18 protein-coding genes are annotated in these 19,357 nt (G+C 58.3%); 4 read left to right on the forward strand and 14 right to left on the reverse strand.

The window, feature by feature from the left end:
• Positions 1-2: 2 nt before the first annotated feature.
• The gene (locus tag AB4N82_RS16525) at positions 3-887 is read left to right on the forward strand and encodes a LysR family transcriptional regulator (protein ID WP_122763767.1); all 885 of its coding nucleotides are present in this window, start codon (positions 3-5) and stop codon (positions 885-887) included.
• Here the strand turns inward: AB4N82_RS16525 and AB4N82_RS16530 are convergent.
• The 4 genes from AB4N82_RS16530 to AB4N82_RS16545 all read right to left on the reverse strand — a co-directional run bounded on the left by AB4N82_RS16530 (position 884) and on the right by AB4N82_RS16545 (position 4,920).
• Positions 884-1,402, reverse strand: a complete 519-nt coding sequence (locus AB4N82_RS16530; RefSeq protein WP_032891067.1) for a DUF1003 domain-containing protein — start codon at positions 1,400-1,402, stop codon at positions 884-886. The two genes, AB4N82_RS16525 and AB4N82_RS16530, sit on opposite strands and share 4 nt — an antisense overlap.
• Positions 1,403-1,486: 84 nt before the next feature.
• A complete protein-coding gene (locus AB4N82_RS16535) occupies positions 1,487-2,806 on the reverse strand; it encodes a methyl-accepting chemotaxis protein (protein WP_122680731.1) in 1,320 nt (439 codons plus the stop codon).
• Between the two features lie 237 nt (positions 2,807-3,043).
• Positions 3,044-4,102, reverse strand: coding sequence for a diguanylate cyclase (locus tag AB4N82_RS16540; RefSeq protein WP_032891069.1), 1,059 nt, complete (start codon positions 4,100-4,102; stop codon positions 3,044-3,046).
• A 191-nt stretch (positions 4,103-4,293) separates the two neighbouring features.
• Positions 4,294-4,920: a TetR/AcrR family transcriptional regulator gene (locus AB4N82_RS16545; protein ID WP_032891070.1), complete on the reverse strand. Its 627-nt coding sequence runs from the start codon at positions 4,918-4,920 to the stop codon at positions 4,294-4,296.
• A gap of 123 nt (positions 4,921-5,043) precedes the next feature.
• On the opposite strand from AB4N82_RS16545, the gene AB4N82_RS16550 reads away from it, so the two are divergent.
• Both AB4N82_RS16550 and AB4N82_RS16555 read left to right on the forward strand, forming a co-directional pair.
• Entirely contained in the window at positions 5,044-6,105 is a 1,062-nt protein-coding gene (locus AB4N82_RS16550; RefSeq protein ID WP_122680729.1) for an MBL fold metallo-hydrolase, read from the forward strand.
• Positions 6,106-6,448: 343 nt separating this feature from the next.
• Positions 6,449-6,964: a hypothetical protein gene (locus tag AB4N82_RS16555; RefSeq protein WP_460102236.1), complete on the forward strand. Its 516-nt coding sequence runs from the start codon at positions 6,449-6,451 to the stop codon at positions 6,962-6,964.
• A 108-nt stretch (positions 6,965-7,072) separates the two neighbouring features.
• Here the strand turns inward: AB4N82_RS16555 and AB4N82_RS16560 are convergent, their stop codons facing one another.
• The 7 genes from AB4N82_RS16560 to argH all read right to left on the reverse strand — a co-directional run bounded on the left by AB4N82_RS16560 (position 7,073) and on the right by argH (position 13,928).
• Complete coding sequence (locus AB4N82_RS16560; protein WP_032891073.1) at positions 7,073-7,453, reverse strand: helix-turn-helix domain-containing protein; 381 nt, start codon at positions 7,451-7,453, stop codon at positions 7,073-7,075.
• A 106-nt stretch (positions 7,454-7,559) separates the two neighbouring features.
• Positions 7,560-8,507 (reverse strand): hypothetical protein, encoded by a 948-nt coding sequence (locus AB4N82_RS16565; RefSeq protein ID WP_122763766.1) that lies wholly within the window; start codon positions 8,505-8,507, stop codon positions 7,560-7,562.
• Positions 8,508-8,561: 54 nt separating this feature from the next.
• Positions 8,562-9,731 (reverse strand): MFS transporter, encoded by a 1,170-nt coding sequence (locus tag AB4N82_RS16570; protein WP_122680797.1) that lies wholly within the window; start codon positions 9,729-9,731, stop codon positions 8,562-8,564.
• Between the two features lie 149 nt (positions 9,732-9,880).
• Positions 9,881-10,702 carry an ABC transporter substrate-binding protein gene (locus AB4N82_RS16575; protein WP_032891075.1) on the reverse strand — a complete coding sequence of 274 codons (822 nt, stop codon included), beginning with the start codon at positions 10,700-10,702 and terminating at the stop codon, positions 9,881-9,883.
• Between the two features lie 24 nt (positions 10,703-10,726).
• Entirely contained in the window at positions 10,727-11,491 is a 765-nt protein-coding gene (locus AB4N82_RS16580; protein WP_010208290.1) for an amino acid ABC transporter ATP-binding protein, read from the reverse strand.
• Between the two features lie 24 nt (positions 11,492-11,515).
• Complete coding sequence (locus AB4N82_RS16585; RefSeq protein WP_025859372.1) at positions 11,516-12,394, reverse strand: amino acid ABC transporter permease; 879 nt, start codon at positions 12,392-12,394, stop codon at positions 11,516-11,518.
• 106 nt (positions 12,395-12,500) lie between these two features.
• The gene (gene argH / locus AB4N82_RS16590; RefSeq protein WP_122763765.1) at positions 12,501-13,928 is read right to left on the reverse strand and encodes an argininosuccinate lyase; all 1,428 of its coding nucleotides are present in this window, start codon (positions 13,926-13,928) and stop codon (positions 12,501-12,503) included.
• Positions 13,929-14,121: 193 nt separating this feature from the next.
• On the opposite strand from argH, the gene AB4N82_RS16595 reads away from it, so the two are divergent.
• Entirely contained in the window at positions 14,122-15,081 is a 960-nt protein-coding gene (locus AB4N82_RS16595; protein ID WP_032891077.1) for a LysR family transcriptional regulator, read from the forward strand.
• Positions 15,082-16,011: 930 nt separating this feature from the next.
• Here AB4N82_RS16595 and AB4N82_RS16600 read toward each other — a convergent pair.
• The 3 genes from AB4N82_RS16600 to AB4N82_RS16610 form a co-directional block, all read right to left on the reverse strand.
• On the reverse strand, positions 16,012-16,656 hold the full coding sequence (locus AB4N82_RS16600; protein ID WP_032891078.1) for an HAD-IB family hydrolase: 645 nt from the start codon (positions 16,654-16,656) through the stop codon (positions 16,012-16,014).
• A gap of 72 nt (positions 16,657-16,728) precedes the next feature.
• Entirely contained in the window at positions 16,729-17,442 is a 714-nt protein-coding gene (locus AB4N82_RS16605) for an HNH endonuclease (protein ID WP_122763764.1), read from the reverse strand.
• 196 nt (positions 17,443-17,638) lie between these two features.
• Positions 17,639-18,889 (reverse strand): ribonucleotide-diphosphate reductase subunit beta, encoded by a 1,251-nt coding sequence (locus AB4N82_RS16610; protein WP_005790649.1) that lies wholly within the window; start codon positions 18,887-18,889, stop codon positions 17,639-17,641.
• Positions 18,890-19,357 lie beyond the last annotated feature (468 nt).

The raw sequence follows: 19,357 nt of genomic DNA on the forward strand, positions 1-19,357 counted from the left end.
ATATGCTCAATGCACCGACGCACTATTCAATTGACTACGCTGACCTTTCGCTGATCCTTGCACTTGTGCGCGGCGGCTCCCTGGCGCGGGCGGCAGCGTTGTTGCGGGTGGATGTGTCCACGGTGTTTCGCGCGATACGACGCTTGGAGGCGGCACTGGGCCAGACACTGTTTGAAAAAAGCCGCGCCGGCTACCTGCCCACCAGCCTGGCCAACAACTTGGCGCAGCAGGCTGAACGCGCCGAACTGGCCCTCGAAGCGGCGCGTATCGGGGTGGAGCAGGGGGGCGAGGTGATCAGCGGCACAGTGCGCCTGACCTGTACTGACTTGGTGCTGCAAGGTCTGTTGCTGCCAGCATTGGCGCAGTTCATGCCGGACTACCCTGCGCTGATCCTGGAACTGAGCACCTCCAATGATTTCGCCAACCTCAGCCGCCGCGATGCAGATATCGCCCTACGCCTGACCAAGACTCCACCTGAGCATCTCGTAGGACGTTGCCTCGGCACCGTGTCGTACCAAGTCTACGCAAGCGCCGACTATGCCCGCCGTCATGCAGGCCGTGAACTGGCCGACCTGACCTGGATCGCGCCGGATGACTTCCTGCCCGATCATCCCACCGTCGCCTGGCGCCGCGAACACTTGCCGGGAATTCGGCCCAGCTATCGCTGCAACAGCATGTTGTCGGTGACCGAATTGGTGCGGGCGGGAATGGGTGTGGCGGCGTTGCCGGACTTTCTGCTTGATGAGGGTCTGCAACCACTGGGCCCTGCATTGGCAGGGCATGACACGGCGCTGTGGTTGCTCACACGTCCCGATTGCCGGGCATTGCGCTCGGTGGTCACGTTGTTTGATGAGTTGGGACAGCATGTACGGTTGCCGGATCGTTAGGTTTTTCGTACGAAGTGCTCATGCATTTCGCACGTCAGGCTTTCGATATGCTCGGTCAGTTGCTTGGTCATTTCCGTCAGTCGGGTGTTTTGCTCCAGCAATTCCAGCAGCTGTTTGGTGGTCTGAGCGGCCTGGGCCTGGCGTTCGGTATTGGCAGTGGCCAAGGCTTCGCGATGTTGCGCGTCGGCGTCTGACTGCGCCTTGTCTCGCGCAGCCTGGCGAGTCTGGGCCAACAGGATCAGCGGCGCGGCATAGGCCGATTGCAAGCTGAACGCCAGGTTGAGCAGGATGAACGGGTACACGTCGAAGTGAGTGATGCCGGTCGCATTCAGAACCACCCACAGCACCACAATCGCGGTTTGCGCGCCGAGGAAGGTCGGGGTGCCGAAGAAACGGGCGAAGGCTTCGGCCTTCAGCGCGAAGGTATCGTTACCGAAAGTCGGCGCCAGGTGAGCGTGGGGGCGGTGGAAACGCATGTGGTCAATAGGTGCGGTTTCAGGCTTCTCTGGGGTCATGGCGGGCTCGGGTCATCACGGTTAAGACGTTGGTTCACTATAGTCCTGGCGACCTGTCTTACACATGAATAACCCAAATCCTACTTAGTGGCGGACACGGTCATTGGCAAACGCACTCACCGCCTGTAACGCCTCGTTAGTGCCTTGGCGTATTTGCAGGATCACGGTCCCGGCGCGGTTGGCCAAGTCCACGCCCTGGGCTGCACGGTCGCGGGTACCGTCCATGCTGTCGATGGCTTGGCGCGTTTCGTTCTGGATCATTGCGATCATGCTGGAAATTTCCGCCGTCGAACGGCTTGTGCGTGCGGCCAGTTGCCGAACTTCATCGGCCACCACGGCAAACCCACGCCCTTGCTCACCCGCGCGCGCCGCCTCGATGGCCGCGTTGAGCGCCAACAGGTTGGTCTGGTCGGCGATGCCGCCAATGGTGTTGACGATGGCGGTGATCTGCTGCGAACGCTCACCCAGCTTGGCGATCAGTTGCGAAGAACCGTCGATGTCTGAGGCAATTTCGCGCATGCCGTTGGCACTTTGCTGAATCACTTCGGCGCCTTTTTCCGCGATGTCCTGGGTGTTCAGGGAAATGTGATACGCCTGAGACGCGCTTGCCGCATCGGCGGCATGTTGCTCCACCTTGGCGGTCACGTCCGAGGCAAATTTCACCACTTTGCACAGGCGCCCGCTGGCGTCATATACCGGGTTGTAGTTGGCTTCAAGCCACACCGTCCGGCCGTTCTTATCCACTCGCTCGAATTGGCCGCTGAACAGCTCACCTTGGTTGAGGCGCTTCCAGAACTCGGTGTAAGCCGAACTGTTGGCCAGCTCCGCAGAACAGAACAGGCGATGATGCTTGCCCTGGATTTGCGCGAGGCTATAGCCCATGCGCTGCAGGAAGTTAGCGTTGGCCGTGATGATGGTGCCGTCGAGGTTGAACTCGATCACCGCCATGGCCCGGTCGATCGCCTCCAATTTGGCGCTGGCTTCGCTCTCGGCTTGCAGGCGCGGGGTCACGTCCAAGGCGAACTTAACCACCTTTATCACGTGCCCTGCCTCATCACGGACTGGGTTGTAGCTGGCTTCCAGCCACACCGATTCCCCATTGCTCGCCTGGCGTTCGAACGTTCCGGATTGAAATTGGCCATTGCGCAGGTTCGACCACAACTGGTCATACTCGGCGCTGCGGGCGAACGCCGGTGTGCAGAACATTCGATGGGGCTTGCCCACAACTTGCTCTGCGCGATAGCCCATGGTGTTAAGGAAATTGTCATTGGCCCGCAATACATTGCCTTGCGGATCGAATTCGATCACCGCCATGGAGCGCTCGATGGCATCCAGCATGCTGGCTTGGTGGGAAACCGTGTGCTGCAGGGCGTTGATGGTTTTTTTATGGGTGTTGAATAGCATGGTGGCGGCTCGGGCAGGCAGAGTCTGAGTTTTCCATGTATAGGCGCCTGCCCCGTACGGCGCTCGGCCTACGGTTGACGTGCTCATTGTCGGCTTCCTGCTGCCGACAGAGGGAGGTGGAACAAGGGATTCAGAGTGATCAGATTGCCAAGAAGTTCGCCCCAAGGGCAGGACCTTTTTTGGGTAGGCGACAGATGGTGGCTCTGTGCTATCTCCGCGGGTGCGCTGGAGGCTGTATCAGGCCGAATAGGCGACTCTTTCGTCGCTGACATTCACCCGGTTGCGGCCGTTATCTTTCGCTGCATATAGCGCTCGATCTGCCGCATTCAGCCACATAGCGGCGCTGGTGAAGGAGGGCTGGAAGTCCGCCAAGCCAATGCTCAGGCTCACGCGCAGCTCAGGGATGTGTGGGGCGCGGTAGTTGCTGAAGGTTTCGCGCATGCGCTCCATAACCTGTGCGGCTTCTTCTTGGTTCATTCGCGGAAGAATCACACAGAACTCGTCGCCCCCGTAACGTCCAGCCAAGTCGTTTTCCCGCAAGTGGCGCCTTAATTCCAAGCTCAACTGGCGCAGCACGGCGTCGCCGGCGATATGGCCATGAGTGTCGTTAATCTGTTTGAAGTGATCGATATCGATCAGCGCAATGGTGCCGTGGGTTTGTTGTTGCTGGCACTTGTGGAACTTGAGGTGCAACAAGTCTTTCCAGGACCCGTGATTGAGTAATCCCGTGAGGCTGTCGATGCGGCTCAAGGCACGGAGGGCGCGTTTGTGGTCCGAGAGTTTGATCGCCAATTGATAGCAGATCATGCCGATGGCCATGGGGTAGAAGGTCAGCATCGGCAGGCACGCGTAGACCTGGACCACGCTGATGCCAGGGTTGAAGTGCAGGCCAAACAGCAAAACAGCGACGCCGGCGCCGAGCAGTTGCGCCAGTGCTCCGCGTAACAGCAGGTATCTGCCGCCAGCGGCGACGTTGTTCATGGACACCATGGACAGCAAGGTCACGGTGGTTAACGGCGCGAACTGCAACGTCGCGACCCAAAAGCCGCTGAATAACGCGTCGTACACCAGATTGCGTCGCTCGGCGTCGTAGGGGACTTTGGCGCGGGTCGCCAGTTGATACGCGAGGTGCGGCCAGACAAAACCATTGGCCAACAGCGCTGCCCAGACCCACCCCGGCATCGCCAACGGATACAGGGCGGCTATTACACTGATGCTGCACATGGCAGAGCCGATGATTCTGGGCCTGTAGATGCGCCTGGCAAACGAGAGTCCTTTGCCTTGTCTGTTTTCCATAAAGTCCTGATTGAGCTGCTTTTCTACCTATATGAAGGCACACGTTCGCTGGATGAACCGTTGATCGGATAAGGCCGATGAATATTGTCAGTTATTCCGGTGGGAATAATCAGTGTCCTTCCAGGCCATTTACGCAAAACAGAGGGCGAAAGCGTCAAATACGACCTTAAGTGTCGCTTACACAACAGGCATTACTGGGCGGGTGTGGGCCTGACTTCGTAGCCGGCCAGGAACAGGTCAATGGCGGACTCGATCACGCTGGCCTGGTTGGCGGCGTCCAGGGTTGGTTGGCCGAGGGTAATCTGCGGCCAGAATGCGAAGGCTTTGAGCAGACTCTGGATCTGATGGGCGGCAAATGCCGGGTCGGTGCAGGAGAGACGGCCGTCTTCCTGGGCGGCGCGCACCCACTGGGTGAAGCCTTCTTCGCGCTGGCTCAGGCGGGTAACCATGTCTTGCGCACGTTCCGGCGAATGAATGGTAGCCGCGATGGCGACTCTGGCGAGATCGAGGAAGTTGGCGTCCGACATCATCTTCATCTTTGCCTCCAGCAATCCGCGCAATTGCTCACGCAGCGGGCGGTCGCTGGCATAGCAGACGTCAAGCTGAGCGACGCTGCTGGCCCAGAGCTGGTGGAGAATCTCGGCGAACAACTCTTCCTTGCTGGGAAAGTGGTTGTACACCGTGCGCTTAGAAACGCCGGCGGTGGCGGCGATCTTGTCCATGCTGGTGACCTCGAAACCGTTATCGCGAAACTCAGCGATGGCAGCAGCCACGATGGCTTGGCGTTTGCGGTCGGTGAGGCGTTGAGGGGCAGTCATGGAGGGCGCTCAGCTCTTGAAGGAAAATTACACTCGGTAGTTTACTTGCTCTCTGTTTTGTTGCAATCTTGAAACTACACTGTGCAGTGTAATTTATGAGCGGACCGTAGGAGTCACTCTGCAATGGCCACCATCTCACCCCGCGTCGACCGCACGTCTGCAGCGCTCAAGCCGGCAGAGCAGGGCAAGGCGCACTTCAGCAACGACGCCCCTGTGCAACATGGCGGGCTTGGCAAAACGCTGCGTATTTTTTGGAACATGGTGTTTAACAAGCCGCGCACCACGCGACCGGTGGGGGCGATTCCGGTAAAGCCTCTAACGCGCGAGCAACTGTTGGCGGCGCCTGATCACAGCGTATTTCGCTTGGGGCATTCCACCGTATTGCTGAAAATGCGCGGTAAGTTCTGGGTGACCGACCCGGTGTTCGCCGAGCGTGCTTCCCCATTCAGTTGGGCCGGCCCCAAACGCTTCCATCAGCCGCCGATCAGCCTTGAAGAGCTGCCTGATCTCGAAGCGGTGATTCTTTCCCACAACCATTACGACCATCTGGACCGCAAGGCTGTCGTCCAATTGGCCAACAAGACCCGTCATTTTCTAGCACCGCTTGGCGTGGGTGACATTTTGATCAAGTGGGGTGTCGACGCCAGCAAGGTTCGCCAACTGGACTGGTGGCAGGGCACCGAGGTAGACGGCATCCGTTTTGTGGCAACGCCGGCTCAGCACTTTTCCGGGCGTGGCCTGTTTGATGCCAATCAGACCCTATGGTGTTCGTGGGTGATGATCGACGGTGCGCGGAGGATTTTCTTCAGCGGTGACACGGGTTACTTCGATGGCTTCAAGCGCATCGGCGAGCAATACGGCCCGTTCGATCTGACGCTGATGGAAACCGGTGCTTACAACGTTGACTGGCCCCATGTGCACATGCAGCCGGAGCAAACCCTACAAGCGCACATCGACCTCAAGGGCCGCTGGTTGCTGCCGATCCACAACGGTACCTTCGACCTGGCGTTTCATGCCTGGCACGAACCGTTTGACCGCATTATGGCGCTGGCTTGGGAGCGCAATGTGTCGATCACTACGCCACCCATGGGCCAGGCGTTCAGCTTGAATCAGCCTGAGCGTGGGTATGCATGGTGGCTGGAAGTTGAAACTCAAAAAGATGCACAAGAGCAGCTTTTGAGCTGATGGAAGAGGTGTGGGAAAAAGGAGTTTTCATGTTGTTTCAGGGCTGCGACACACGCCAGTGAAGGATGCGATGATCCCCGGAAAATCACGGTTCAGGGGGTAGTTTTGGTGGAAAAAAAATGCAGTAAACATCCGCGAACAGAGGCGGTTTGCCAGTTAGGGCAGCCGCTGGCTGCACTCATGGATATAGCCGGTCGGGCAACGTCGTGCCACGCTCCGTCCTCTGAGCAGCCCTCTCCCCGCAACATCGCTTTTTGTGGCGATCCACACGTTCAAGTCCATCCCAGGGATGGCGTCCTGATCCCCGGATATAACGCGCCGGCCCTGCCGATAAAACCCGTGCGTGACCCCCTCATTGACGCTGATTGCCTTGAGCGGCATCGAACCCGAGGGACCGGTGATGGTGGAGGTGCCTCTGGTGCAGAACAACAGCACTTTTACTGCCCTCAGCATGCTGGCTGGCCGGCGCGTAGGTTTTGCCGACCGATATGAGCGCAACGGTGATCAAGAACCCCTCAAGCATCGGGCGCCGTTCCTGCGAGCGTTGGAGCAATTACGACAGGCCGGTGCGCTCCTTGTACCGGTGTCTGCACAACAGGTCGATGGCTCGCTGCAATTCGACCTCCACACGCGTAATGAAATCGACGACCTTATGACTGAGCATCGGCTGGATGCGCTGGTATCGGACAGTCAGAGTGCCGCGTTCCATCAGGCGTGTTGGAGTGGATACCCAAGGCTGGGCGAGCCTTTGGGAGCCGGGGCTACGTTGTGGTTCTACGGTGCACGATGGTCGAAGGATTCACTGGCAGTCCTGGTGCAGGGGTATCGCAGTGTTCGTGGCCATGCAGATGCACGGTAGGGGCTGACTGTGGCGTCGGGCAATCCCACTCGTTGATCTCCCTACGTAGCGTGCGCCGGCATGAGACCTGGTTAAAGGTGCCGGCTGGTCCGCTGACTTGGATAGGCTTTACGCACCATTCGGTTGGGCATTGGGAGAGTCTATTGATGCGGTGGTTGAGCCCATCAGCCGAGACATGATGCCCTGTGCCACGGGTTCAGGTGGCGTGATATTAAGGCGGCGCGCACTCATTCCCCAGCCCGGCGCAAAGCCTGGGAAAAATACCAGCCCTTCAGCCTCCAGCCGAAACGCCAGCGCCAGGCGCGTTGCATCATCGCTGTCACCCTGGCTTTCAAACCGTTGAATAGCCTCCACCGCCACACCGACATGACGGGCCAGGTCTTCCCGACTCCAGCCCAGCATCGCGCGGGCTTGTGCGCTGTGTTTGGCGGTGAATTGGTGCAGGACGATCTGCTGTTCTACGAAAGAGCTCATTGCCAGAGAGGACATGGGGTTTCTCCAGGGTTCGACGGGGGAGGACAAACTATACTGTGTTTTTGTACAGTTGTTTTGACCGCTCATCAACTGGATTTTTCCGATGGCTTTTTACCACTGACTATTCCAACCCCGGCGCCTCCCGAATAATCAGGTGATCCAGGTTCTCGATATCCGCGCTGAACACCCCGAACGTTTGCTCGGGATTCTTCTTGCTGGGCACATGCTTGAGCTCTGGCGTCACCCCGTAGAAGAAGCAATACAGCGCACGCTCACTGTCCACTGCCGCCTTGATCTGTTCTAGGAACGCCGTGCGCTTGCGGTAGTTTTCGATGAGTTTTTTGCTCAGATAAACGTTGACCGAGTAGGGCTTCTTGTCGAGCCACACCTTCTTTTCGAAGTCGATGCGAAAGCTGCTGGTGTAGTCCTTGATCGCCTTGATCTTGCCCCAATAGATCAGGCCCTTGCTGTCTTGCAGGTATTCGATCTTCTTGAAAAACGTCCAGTAGGTCGCGGTGTGATCGCCGATTTTCAGCGGCATGCGCTTGAGCGTGTCCTTGTCGTCGATGTTGGACACGTAACATTCCACCGGGTGGGCGAATACGCTGGTTTTATCCGGGGTGGTGTCGCTGGAACTGACGGACGTGCTGGTTCGGTTTGAAGGTGTTTTCGCAGGTGACGCTGGGATTTGAGCTTCGGCACCGGTCACCGGAGTGTTGCGCGGGTACGTTCGTCGGGTCAGTACAAATTCCGACGGGAAATGGTCTTCGCGCTCGTCTTCAGTTTCCCCCGCAGCGCCCCTGTGCGTGCTGGCATAGCGGCAGCCCTCGATATGCTGGGTGCTGGTTTTGTTCTTGAAGTGCGGCGTGCGCACATAGTTGACGTTTTTTGCATTGAATGTGCTCAACGCATTGCCCGTATCGAACGTCCCTCGGCACGCATCGTTGGGGCAGAGGAAATGGTCAGTGTCGGAGTCGTATACGGCAGTTTCGTCGAAATTCAGGTCACGCACGTCGTAGATCGACAGCTTGTCATCGAGACTCAAACTGTAGGCCGTGTCGAATTTCATGAGGCTCGGGTCCGTGAGAAGTTTCGCTATTAATAGCGGGATCCCATGTAAATATCAGCAAGAACCTGCAACCCGCCGCCCACTCAGGAAACACAAGGTGCCACCCACAGCTGTCAGTGCGCCCAAGGCATAGAACATGCTGGTGGGCGCCGCATTGATCAGCAAGTACCCACAAATCACCGGGCTCAACGCTCCGCCAAAGGCGGCCAGGTTCTGTGCACCGTAGTAACTGCCGCGCAGGGTGTCGGGGGCGATGGTGTCGATGAACAGGAACTCCGAGGGGTAGATGATCATCTCGCCCAAGGTGAATACAAACATCGCCAGGCACCAGGTGACCAAGCTGTCCGCCAGGCTGAAACCGATCAAACCGGCAATGAACAGCAACGTCCCCAGCACGATCCAGTAGCGCAGTTGTTCACGCTTGAGAAACCGGCCTATCTGGTACTGCATCAAAATCACCGTAATGGCATTGCATGCCAGCACCGCCGAGAGAATCTTCAGAGCTTGCGCAGGCTTGTAGGCCACCAGCAGAAATTGTGACAGATACAGGGTGTAGCGCCCGTGGACAATGGTGCTTAACAGGCTGCCACCGGTGAACAGAATCAATGCACGGTCGTTGCGCAATGTGCGCAGGGTGCTGAGAAAGCTCAGCGGTTTGTTGCTTTCGTCCCGTTGAGTCGGTGGGATGCCGATCATCAGGAACACACTGCAGAAGGCAATTGCGCTGGCGATCAGGAACGGCGCCAACTGCATGTGCCCCGCAATTACTACACCCACCATGGGGCCCGTGGCGTAGCCGACGTTGGTGAGGGTGTAGCGCAGGGAAAACACCTTGGCACGCTCACCCACTGGCAGGTTTTCGCTGATGATCGCTTTGGAGCCAATCAGGAACAGCGCCGACGCGGCTTCGGTGATTACCAGGGTCAGTGTGGTCAGGTAGAGGTTGCTGGCAAAGGTCAGCAACAGAAAACCGATGGCGCTGGAGAGCATGGCCAGGATCAGCAGCTTGCGCTTTTCCAGGCGGTCAATGATGTAGCCGCCGTACAGGCCCAGCAGCGTGGCGATAAACACGGCGATCCCCATCAGCAGACCGATGTCCTGCTGGTTGAGGCCCAGGCGCGTGCTCAGCAGCAGGGCCAGCAACGGGCTGGTCATGGCGCGGCTGACCACGATGGTCACCGAGCAAATCATCAGGCGGCGGATTACCAGGGAGTAGGTGGCCACGGTGGGTCGGATGTTCTTGTTATCTTTTTTGAACAACAAAAATCCAGTGTGGGAGGGGCTTGCCCCCGATAGCGGTGTACAGCCAAGCATCAGGTGACAGAACCACCGCCATCGGGGGCAAGCCCCCTCCCACATTTTTTTAGACCGAGTTATTGGCCAGCGTTAATGGTGATCTTCTCGACCGCCCCTTGCTCCAGATCCCACTTCTTCAAAATCTTGCCGTAGGTCCCATCATCAATCATGCCCTGCAGCGCCTCACTGATCGCGGTCACCAGCTCAGTGTTGCTTTTCTCAATCCCCAGCCCGGTGAACTGCTTGGAAATCGCCAGCCCAACCGGCTTGTACTTACCTTTATCCAACGACATCAGATAAGGAATCGTCTCGCTGCCCTGCATCGCCGCATCCAACCGGTTCTGCTGCAACTGCGCCCGCGCATCCGCCGAACCTTCAGTCCCGATCACCACGATTGCCGGTTTACCCGCCGCTTCGCAGTTTTCCTTGCTCCACGCGGCAATTTCCGACGGCCAAGTAGTCCGGCGACTGGTGCCGACTTTTTTACCGCACAGGTCAGTCAGTTCCTTGATCTCTTCACGCTTGGCCAGGGTGTACAGCTGCGGGCCACTCGTGAAGTAGTCGACAAAGGTTACGGATTTCTGGCGTTCGGCGGTGTCCGACATGCCCGACAGCACGATGTCCACGCGCTTGGTGGTCAGGCCGCTGAGCATTTGCTCGAAGCCGGTTTCCTGCCACTTGATCTTCACGCCCAGGCGCTCGGCCAGAGCGTTGCCCAGGTCGAAGTCAAAGCCGGTGAGTTTATTGGTGGCCGGGTCCTTGAAATCCATCGGCGGGTAGTTCGGCACGATAGCCGCGCTGATCTCACCCTTGTCCTTGATGGCCGCCGGCAAGGCCGCGAATACACAGGTGGAGGCCATCAGGCCTGCGAGCATCGTTGGGATAAACAATTTTTTCATGGGGGCGTTCTCGTTAGTTTTTAGTTAAGTGCGAACGGCAGAAATAAAGCTTTGGGTACGCGGGTTTTGTGGGCTTATTAGAATTTCTTCGGGGCTGCCGGCTTCCACAATCTGGCCGGCGTCCATAAACACCATGCGGTTGGACACTTCACGGGCGAAGCCCAATTCATGGGTGACCACGATCATGGTCATGCCGGTGGTGGCCAAATCGCGCATCACCGACAGCACTTCTCCTACCAGCTCCGGGTCGAGGGCTGACGTGGGTTCGTCGAACAACATCAGCTTGGGACGCATCGCCAGCGCACGGGCAATCGCCACGCGTTGCTGCTGGCCGCCGGACAATTCCACCGGATAGGCATTGCGTTTGTCCGCCAGGCCCACGCGGGCCAGCAGTTCCAATGCATCTTCGATGGCTTCCTTGGGCGAGCGCTTGAGCACCTGGCACGGGCCTTCGATGATGTTTTGCAACACGGTCATATGCGGGAACAAATTGAAGCGCTGGAACACCATGCCGGTGGCCAGGCGCTGTCGGGCGATCTGCGATTCGTTCATCTCATGCAGCTTGTTGCCGACGACCCGGTAACCCACCAGTTCGCCGTCGACCCACAGGCCGCCCTTATCGATTTTTTCCAGTTGGTTGACGCAGCGCAGCAGCGTGCTTTTGCCCGACCCGGACGGGCCGATGATGCACATCACTTCGCCTTGCTCGACTTCGATATTGATGTCGCGCAGCGCGTGATACTGGTCGTAATACTTGTTCAGGTTGACGGCCTTGACGATGCTTCTCATGGGGCAAATCTCCTCAACCCAAACTTACGAACGCTTGCCGGCGCCGCGAGCGAAACGACGCTCCAGACGGCTCTGGCCAAATGAAAGAACAGTCACCACCGCCAAGTACCAGATACCGGCAACGATCAGCAGCTCCATGACCCGGGCGTTGGCGTAGTAGATGTTTTGCGCGTTGTGCAGCAGCTCCGAGTACTGGATGACGCTGGCCAGGCTGGTCATTTTCACCATGCTGATGAACTCGTTGCCTACAGGCGGAATGATCACGCGCATGGCCTGCGGCAGAATGATCCTACGCAGCGCTTGCAAGCTCGGCATGCCGATGGACTTGGCGGCTTCGTACTGGCCCGTGTCCACTGACAGCAAACCGGCGCGCACCACTTCGGCGGTATAGGCACCCTGGTTGATGCTGAGGCCGAGCAGGGCGGCCACGAACGGCGTCATCAGGTCAACGGTGTCGATGCTGAACAGGCCGGGAATCGCGATTACCGGGAAAATCAGCGCCAGGTTGAACCACAGCAACAGCTGCAAAATCAGCGGTGTACCGCGGAACAGCCAGGTGTAGGTGATGGCCACATAGCGCAGGATCGGGTTGGCCGACATGCGCATGATTGCCGTGATCACGCCGATCACCACACCCAGCGCCATCGCCAGAATCGACATGACGATGGTATTCACCAGGCCCCATAGAATGGCCTCAGACGTGAGGAACTGACCGATGTAGGACCATTCGATCTGGCCATTGGCGAAGGCGCGCAACAGTGCGGCCAACACAATCACTATCAACGTGGCAAAAAACATCCGTCCGTAATAGCGGCGCGGCACGTGTTCGTACTGGGTTATGTCGAACTGGTTCTCGGACAGCTTGCGCTCTATTTCCAAGCGCTCGGCCGGGGTTTGGTTCATGGTGATTCTCCAAAACTGATGACGCTACTACTGATGTACTCGGTCCAAATGTGGGAGCGGGCTTGCTCGCGAAAGCGTCAGCCCCCGCACCACACCTCTGACAGGCTTAAATCCGAAAGCCCTGATAGCTCTCAGCCCACTGCTGCTGAGCCGCCAATGCAATCTTCAAACGTCCAATCTGCTCTCGAACCCGCTCCGGTGCCGTCCCACCCCAGCCACTGCGTGCCGCAATCGCCGCTTCCAGCGTCAAGCAATCCCGCACCTCAGGCAGCAGCCGAGCATCCACCTCGGCCAACATCGCCGTTGAGGCTTCCCACAACTCAATCTCATGCTTCTCACAGGCTTGTACCAACGCGCCGGTAATCTCATGGGCCTCCTTGAACGGCACACCACGGGTGGCTAGCCAATCCGCCACCTCGGTCGCCAAGGTAAAACCCATCGGTGCCTGGCGCCGCAGTTCGTCCACCTGGACTTTCATGGTCGCCACCATCCCGGCCATGGCTGGAAGTACCAGCAGCAACGTGTCCACGCTGTCCAACACGCTGTGTTTGTCTTCACTCAAATCGCGGTTGTACGACAGCGGCAAGGATTTGAGCGTCGACATCAACCCGGTCAGGTTGCCAATCAAACGCCCAGCCTTGCCCCGGGCCAACTCGGCAATGTCCGGGTTCTTTTTCTGCGGCATGATCGAGCTGCCGGTAGCGTAGGCATCGTCCAACACCACCCAGCGAAACTGGCGCGACGACCAGAGGCAAAACTCTTCCGACAGCCGCGAAATATTCACACCCAGCATGCCCGCCACAAACAGGAACTCCGCCACATGGTCGCGGCTGGCCACAGCGTCGATCGAGTTTTCACACGGCCCGGTGTAGCCCATTTCCTTGGCCGAATGCTCCGGCCGCCGCGCAATCGCCGAGCCCGCCATTGCTGCGGCGCCCAATGGCGACAACGCCGTACGCGCATCCCAATCCACCAGGCGCTGTACATCGCGCAACATCGACTGCGCGTGAGCCAGTAAGTGGTGGGCGAACACGATGGGTTGGGCCTGCTGCAAATGGGTAAAGCCGGGGCAGATGCTCTCGACATGCTGCTCGGCCTGTTCCACCAACGCCTGCTGCAAACCCAACACCTCGGTGGTGATGGTGCGTGCATGGTCGCGTAGGAAAAGGCGCAGATCGTTAGCTGTCTGGTCGTTACGCGAACGACCGGCGCGCAGCTTGCCGCCCAGGGCGCCCAGGCGCTCGGTCAAGACGCGTTCGATAAAGGTATGTACGTCCTCGTCATCCAGGGTTGGATGCAGGCGGCCGGCGGCGAAGTCTTCACCGATGCGGTCCAGGGCTTCGAGGGTGCGCAAGGTCTCCGATTCATCCAGCAAACCGGCGCGCTGCAACTCACGGGCATGGGCGCGTGAGCCCGCCAGGTCGTAGGGCGTCAGGCGAAAATAGCGCTCAGGGCAACGTGACAACGCGGCCAACGCAGCAGACGGACCGGTCTTGAAACGAGCGCCCCAAAGGCGGTCGGTGGACTGAGACATGGGTATTCCTCACGCTTGTTTTTAGAAGAGTCGGAGGCAGTAAAAAAAGGTTTTCAACTAAACTGAATCAGCGTCTGACGCGCCGTATTCAAGGTTGCCAAGGGCGGATGTTTATGTTCATTATCGCCGCCTGGCTATGTTCAAGGATTGGGTTGAAGCCTGTTGAATATGGTACTTGAGGTCAACGCGTATTATGGAAACTCCACTTTCCACTTCTGGAAACCTGCCACCCAAACCGGGCACAAGACCACCGCTGCAACTGAGCGGACTGGACTTCAAATTGCTGCGGGTATTCATGGCCGTGGTCGAAGCCGGCGGCTTCAGTGCTGCGCAAAACGAGCTGAACGTGGGGCTGGCGGCCATCAGTAAACAGATCTCTGACCTCGAGATTCGTATCGGCATGCGCCTGTGTACACGGGGTCGAGAAGGCTTCGGGCTGACCGAAGAAGGGAAGTTAGTGTATCAAGCGTCCATCGAGTTATTTACCTCGGTGGACAGTTTCAGAGACAAGCTTAGTTCGGCGCAAAACGAGCTTATTGGTGACCTTAGTGTCGGGGTTATTGATAACACCGTGTCGGATGTTAATTCCCCGCTTATTACCGCATTGGGAAAATTATATAGCGAATCACCAAAAATAAGATTGCGCCTACAGGCTTCACAGTTGGACGAAGTTGAACGCGGCGTGGTGGAAGGGCGGTTGATCGTCGGTATCGTTCCCGTGTACCAGCGCCGTGAAGAGTTCGATTACTTCCCGCTGTACGAAGAAAAGGCTCACGCCTACTGCGCTGTAGGACACCCGCTTTTTACTGCGAGCGACATTACGCCGGAGGTACTGCGCCAATATGAAGTGGTCAACCATCGTTATGCGATCCATCGCGACAAGACTAACTTCGTCAATTACGACAGCCAGTCCGCCTCCGCCTCGCAAGTCGAAGCCGTCGCGATCCTGATCCTTACTGGTCGTTTCCTCGGCTTCTTGCCCGAACACTACGCCAAGCCCTTGCTAAGAGAAGGGCGCCTTCGCGCACTGTGCCCGGAGCAAGTTCACTTGAGCACCGCCTTCAACCTCATCCTGCGCCACAACGCCCCGCGCAGCCCGATGGTAAAAGCCTTTGCGACGGCGTTGGGCATAGACCTCAAAACCGCCGTCTGACCAACCTGTGGTGAGCGGGCTTGCCCCGCGCTGGGCTGCTCAGCAGTCCCAATAAAAACGCCGCATGCTGTCAGACAGAATGCGGCGTTTGGTTTTAGGGCCGCTACGCGCCCCATCGCGGGGCAAGCCCGCTCACCACAATGGTCAGCACAGCGCTTTCGCCCGCTTCTTCTTCGCATGAAAATGCCGAAACGTCCCACGCAGCCCGATGGTAAAAGCCTTTGCGACGGTGTTGGGCGTAGACCTCAAAACCTATGTCTGATCAACCTGTGGTGAGCGGGCTTGCCCCGCGCTGGGCTGCGCAGCAGTCCCAATAAAAACGCCGCATGCTGTCAGACAGCATGCGGCGTTTGGTTTTAGGGCCGCTACGCAGCCCAGCGCGGGGCAAGCCCGCTCACCACAATGGTCAGCGCAGCGCTTTCGCCCGCTTCTTCTTCGCATGAAAATGCCGAAACGCCCCGCGCAGCCCGATGGTAAAAGCCTTTGCGACGGCGTTGGGCGTAGACCTCAAAACCTATGTCTGATCAACCTGTGGTGAGCGGGCTTGCCCCGCGCTGGGCTGCGCAGCAGTCCCAATAAAAACGCCGCATGCTGTCAGACAGAATGCGGCGTTTGGTTTTAGGGCCGCTACGCGCCCCAGCGCGGGGCAAGCCCGCTCACCACAATGGTCAGCACAGCGCTTTCGCCCGCTTCTTCTTCGCATGAAAATGCCGAAACGCCCCGCGCAGCCCGATGGTAAAAGCCTTTGCGGCGGCGTTGGGCGTAGACCTCAAAACCGCTGTCTGATCAACCTGTGGTGAGCGGGCTTGCCCCGCGCTGGGCTGCGCAGCAGTCCCAATAAAAACGCCGCATGCTGTCAGACAGCATGCGGCGTTTGGTTTTAGGGCCGCTACGCGCCCCAGCGCGGGGCAAGCCCGCTCACCACAATGGTCAGCGCAGCGCTTTCGCCCGCTTCTTCTTCGCATGAAAATGTCGAAAATGCGCATCCTGCGCCGCCGCCAACAACTCCCGGTCCCCGCGCGTATCGCCCCAGGCCCGGAGCCGATACTCCCCCAGGTCTCCGTACACCGCCTCAAGCCGCAGCACCTTGTTCTCACACCGGCAGTTATTCCCGGTGAGCTTGCCGGTCAACACCCCGTCGACTACCTCAAGCTCGGTGCCAATCAACTTGATCCCAAGTCGATTGGCAAACGGCTGCAACACTAACGCAGGCGAAGCCGAACACAATGTCACCTCCGCGCCGGAGCCCAACTCCTGCTCCACCGACAACACCCCGGCCGGGCGCATCAACCGCGCCCAATTGCGCTGGCAATACTCCTCGGCCTTCTGTTGCACCCACGTCTTCTCCACCCCTGTCATAAAGGTGCGGATCAACTGCGCTTTCAACTCATCCCGGCTGATCTGCCGAACCAAAAAGCGCAGCCCAGGCACCGCCAGCTTGACCATCCGGCCATAGAACTCGCCGGTACCAAAGGCAAACTTGAGGAAGGGCACGAAACTGTCGTGGTGGGTCAGGGTGCCGTCGAAGTCAAAGACGGAAAGTACTTTGGCGTCAGCGGGGCCGGCTTCGAGCATGTCTGGGTTCACGGGTTGGCCTCGGTCCTATCTAGTATTTTTTGAGCGTGCATCAGGTGTGACAGCAGGAGTTTACTCCCGTGCCAATCTTCCGACCTTGGCGTAAAGCCCCTCGGTGAAAGCCTCCCGGTCACTCGACCGGTGACAACGCTGATGGCAATTGGGGCACAAGGCTACAGCATTGGTGATGCGATCCGAACCCTTCTGGGCCAGGTGCTTGACGTGATGTACTTCAAGAAATGGCAAACCGTCGACCTCAAACGGCGCGTTAGAGCCGCAGCCTTCGCAGATGCCCTTGGCCTCTTTCAGTACCCAGGCGCGTACCTTTGGGTCGCGAACAAAAGCGGTGCTGACGGTCGAGACCTGCTGCGGCTGGGCAATGCCGTCCGGTCGCTGAGTGAAAGGTTGCTGCTGCAGTTTGGACGCACGGCGAATAAGCGTTTGCTCGTCTGCTGTTTGTGCGGCGTCTTCGGATTCGAATACGCCCTGCGCGGCAAGTGCTTGGCGGATGCGTTGCTCCACGCCTGTGCCCACGTTCTTCGCAGGCTTATAGCCTTCGATGCGGTCCCAGCCCATACGCACAAGCACGGTGGAGATGTTTTGCATGCGGAATTCGATGGAGCCCTTTGCACGGCCTGCCACTGGGCCTTCGCGCAGGAGGCGGTTTTCGAGGGCTTTGTTGAACGGTTGGCCGCTCTTTTCCCAGGCCAGCATCTTCAAGTACGCCTCGACCGCAGCTGCCAGCTCCGCGTCGCTCCAGTCCGTTTTGTCTTTCGTAATGTCCATACAACCGCCGAGGGTAGAAAACCCTCGGACGATACTGAGTAGCCATTATTGCGTCTACGAAATTTCCTACGAGTCAGAAGGATTTGGCGGTCAGCTACTTTGGTAAATTCGCTGCTTTGTAAGGAGAGTCTTTAGTGAGCTCGCATAAAAAAGCCCCGAACAAGTCAGGGCTTTTTGGTGTTGCTGTGCTAAGGAATCAATCCCAGCTCAGCGCGCCGCCAGTCTGATACTCGATCACACGGGTTTCGAAGAAGTTTTTCTCTTTCTTCAAGTCCATGATTTCGCTCATCCACGGGAACGGGTTAGTGGTCCCTGGATACTCTTCTTTAAGACCGATCTGCGACAGGCGACGGTTAGCGATGAACTTGAGGTAATCCTCCATCATCGCCGCGTTCATGCCCAATACGCCGCGCGGCATGGTGTCGCGAGCATATTCAATCTCCAGCTGAGTCCCTTGCAGGATCATCTGGGTCGCTTCTTCTTTCATCTCGGCATCCCACAGGTGTGGGTTTTCGATTTTGATCTGGTTGATCACATCGATACCGAAGTTCAAGTGCATCGACTCGTCGCGCAGGATGTACTGGAACTGTTCCGCGACGCCGGTCATTTTGTTGCGGCGGCCCATGGAGAGGATCTGGGTGAAGCCGCAGTAGAAGAAGATGCCTTCCAGCACGCAGTAGTAAGCAACGAGGTTGCGCAGCAGTTCTTTGTCGGTCTCAACGGTGCCGGTTTCAAACTTCGGATCGGAGATCGAACGGGTGTACTTCAGGCCCCAAGCCGCTTTCTTAGCGACCGATGGAATCTCGTGGTACATGTTGAAGATCTCGCCTTCATCCATGGCCAACGATTCGATGCAGTACTGGTAGGCGTGGGTGTGGATCGCTTCTTCGAAGGCCTGGCGCAGGATGTACTGGCGGCACTCCGGGTTGGTGATCAGGCGGTACACGGCCAGCACCAGGTTGTTGGCAACCAGGGAGTCGGCGGTGGAGAAGAAGCCCAGGTTGCGCATGACGATGCGGCGTTCGTCGTCGGTCAGGCCTTCTGGGTTTTTCCAAAGGGCGATGTCGGCGGTCATGTTGACCTCTTGCGGCATCCAGTGGTTGGCGCAGCCGTCGAGGTACTTCTGCCAGGCCCAGTCGTACTTGAAGGGCACGAGTTGGTTGAGGTCGGCGCGGCAGTTGATCATGCGCTTTTCGTCAACGGCGACGCGGGCGGCGGAGCCTTCCAGCTCGGCGAGGCCTTCGGCGACGTCGAGTTTGTCCAGGGCAGCCTTGGCGCGCACGATGGCGGCGGAGTCACTGGCGGTGACGGCGCGGGCTTCGATGGCGGCAGCGGCGCCGGCACCGTCGAGGCGGTCCATGTTGGCTTCGGTGGCGTGGCCGGCGTTGGCGCCTTTGGTGGCTACTTCGCCTTCTTCTTCTTTGTCGAATTCGTCCCAGCTCAGCATGACGTGTCGTCTCCTGCGTGAGGGCTCAAAGGTGCCCGTGTGAAACCGGATGGTTGGGTGTTCACACGGCCCTAGGGCCGCGGTGGATCTTAAGGAATCGTTTGTTGCAGCAGCTAGCGCAGGCATTAAACGGAATAGGGTTACGGGTACTCTGCTTGAGGCTTGAGGTGCGCAGCGGTAGGTGCAAGCTCGCGCGGAGGCCTCAGGTCTGGCTCTTCGTCCCAGTGTAAAGGGATATTGCAGGCCCGATTTACCCGCGCATTATAGGGAAAAATTCGGTTTTGTGTTGCGGTGGATGGTCACGGGCGAGGGCCAAAATGGCGTGGTTTTCGGCCAAAGCGTGTGTTTGCGAGGCTTTGCTGGGGTTGGTTTTTTTTGAGGAGCGATGAGCGGCTTTTTGCGGGTGGGGGCAGGGGACGGGACGTAGGGCGTAATAGAGAGGTGCGGCGGTTGACGCTATCGGGAGCA

The organism is Pseudomonas sp. H1_D04, assembly GCF_054683855.1.

Bases quoted from the DNA above. Each gene is read 5' to 3' on its own strand.
- AB4N82_RS16525 (WP_122763767.1), top strand. From the start codon at position 3: ATGCTCAATGCACCGACGCACTATTCAATTGACTACGCTGACCTTTCG.
- AB4N82_RS16530 (WP_032891067.1), bottom strand. From the start codon at position 1,402: ATGACCCCAGAGAAGCCTGAAACCGCACCTATTGACCACATGCGTTTC.
- AB4N82_RS16535 (WP_122680731.1), bottom strand. From the start codon at position 2,806: ATGCTATTCAACACCCATAAAAAAACCATCAACGCCCTGCAGCACACG.
- AB4N82_RS16540 (WP_032891069.1), bottom strand. From the start codon at position 4,102: ATGGAAAACAGACAAGGCAAAGGACTCTCGTTTGCCAGGCGCATCTAC.
- AB4N82_RS16545 (WP_032891070.1), bottom strand. From the start codon at position 4,920: ATGACTGCCCCTCAACGCCTCACCGACCGCAAACGCCAAGCCATCGTG.
- AB4N82_RS16550 (WP_122680729.1), top strand. From the start codon at position 5,044: ATGGCCACCATCTCACCCCGCGTCGACCGCACGTCTGCAGCGCTCAAG.
- AB4N82_RS16560 (WP_032891073.1), bottom strand. From the start codon at position 7,453: ATGTCCTCTCTGGCAATGAGCTCTTTCGTAGAACAGCAGATCGTCCTG.
- AB4N82_RS16565 (WP_122763766.1), bottom strand. From the start codon at position 8,507: ATGAAATTCGACACGGCCTACAGTTTGAGTCTCGATGACAAGCTGTCG.
- AB4N82_RS16575 (WP_032891075.1), bottom strand. From the start codon at position 10,702: ATGAAAAAATTGTTTATCCCAACGATGCTCGCAGGCCTGATGGCCTCC.
- AB4N82_RS16580 (WP_010208290.1), bottom strand. From the start codon at position 11,491: ATGAGAAGCATCGTCAAGGCCGTCAACCTGAACAAGTATTACGACCAG.
- AB4N82_RS16585 (WP_025859372.1), bottom strand. From the start codon at position 12,394: ATGAACCAAACCCCGGCCGAGCGCTTGGAAATAGAGCGCAAGCTGTCC.
- argH (WP_122763765.1), bottom strand. From the start codon at position 13,928: ATGTCTCAGTCCACCGACCGCCTTTGGGGCGCTCGTTTCAAGACCGGT.
- AB4N82_RS16595 (WP_032891077.1), top strand. From the start codon at position 14,122: ATGGAAACTCCACTTTCCACTTCTGGAAACCTGCCACCCAAACCGGGC.
- AB4N82_RS16600 (WP_032891078.1), bottom strand. From the start codon at position 16,656: ATGCTCGAAGCCGGCCCCGCTGACGCCAAAGTACTTTCCGTCTTTGAC.
- AB4N82_RS16605 (WP_122763764.1), bottom strand. From the start codon at position 17,442: ATGGACATTACGAAAGACAAAACGGACTGGAGCGACGCGGAGCTGGCA.
- AB4N82_RS16610 (WP_005790649.1), bottom strand. From the start codon at position 18,889: ATGCTGAGCTGGGACGAATTCGACAAAGAAGAAGAAGGCGAAGTAGCC.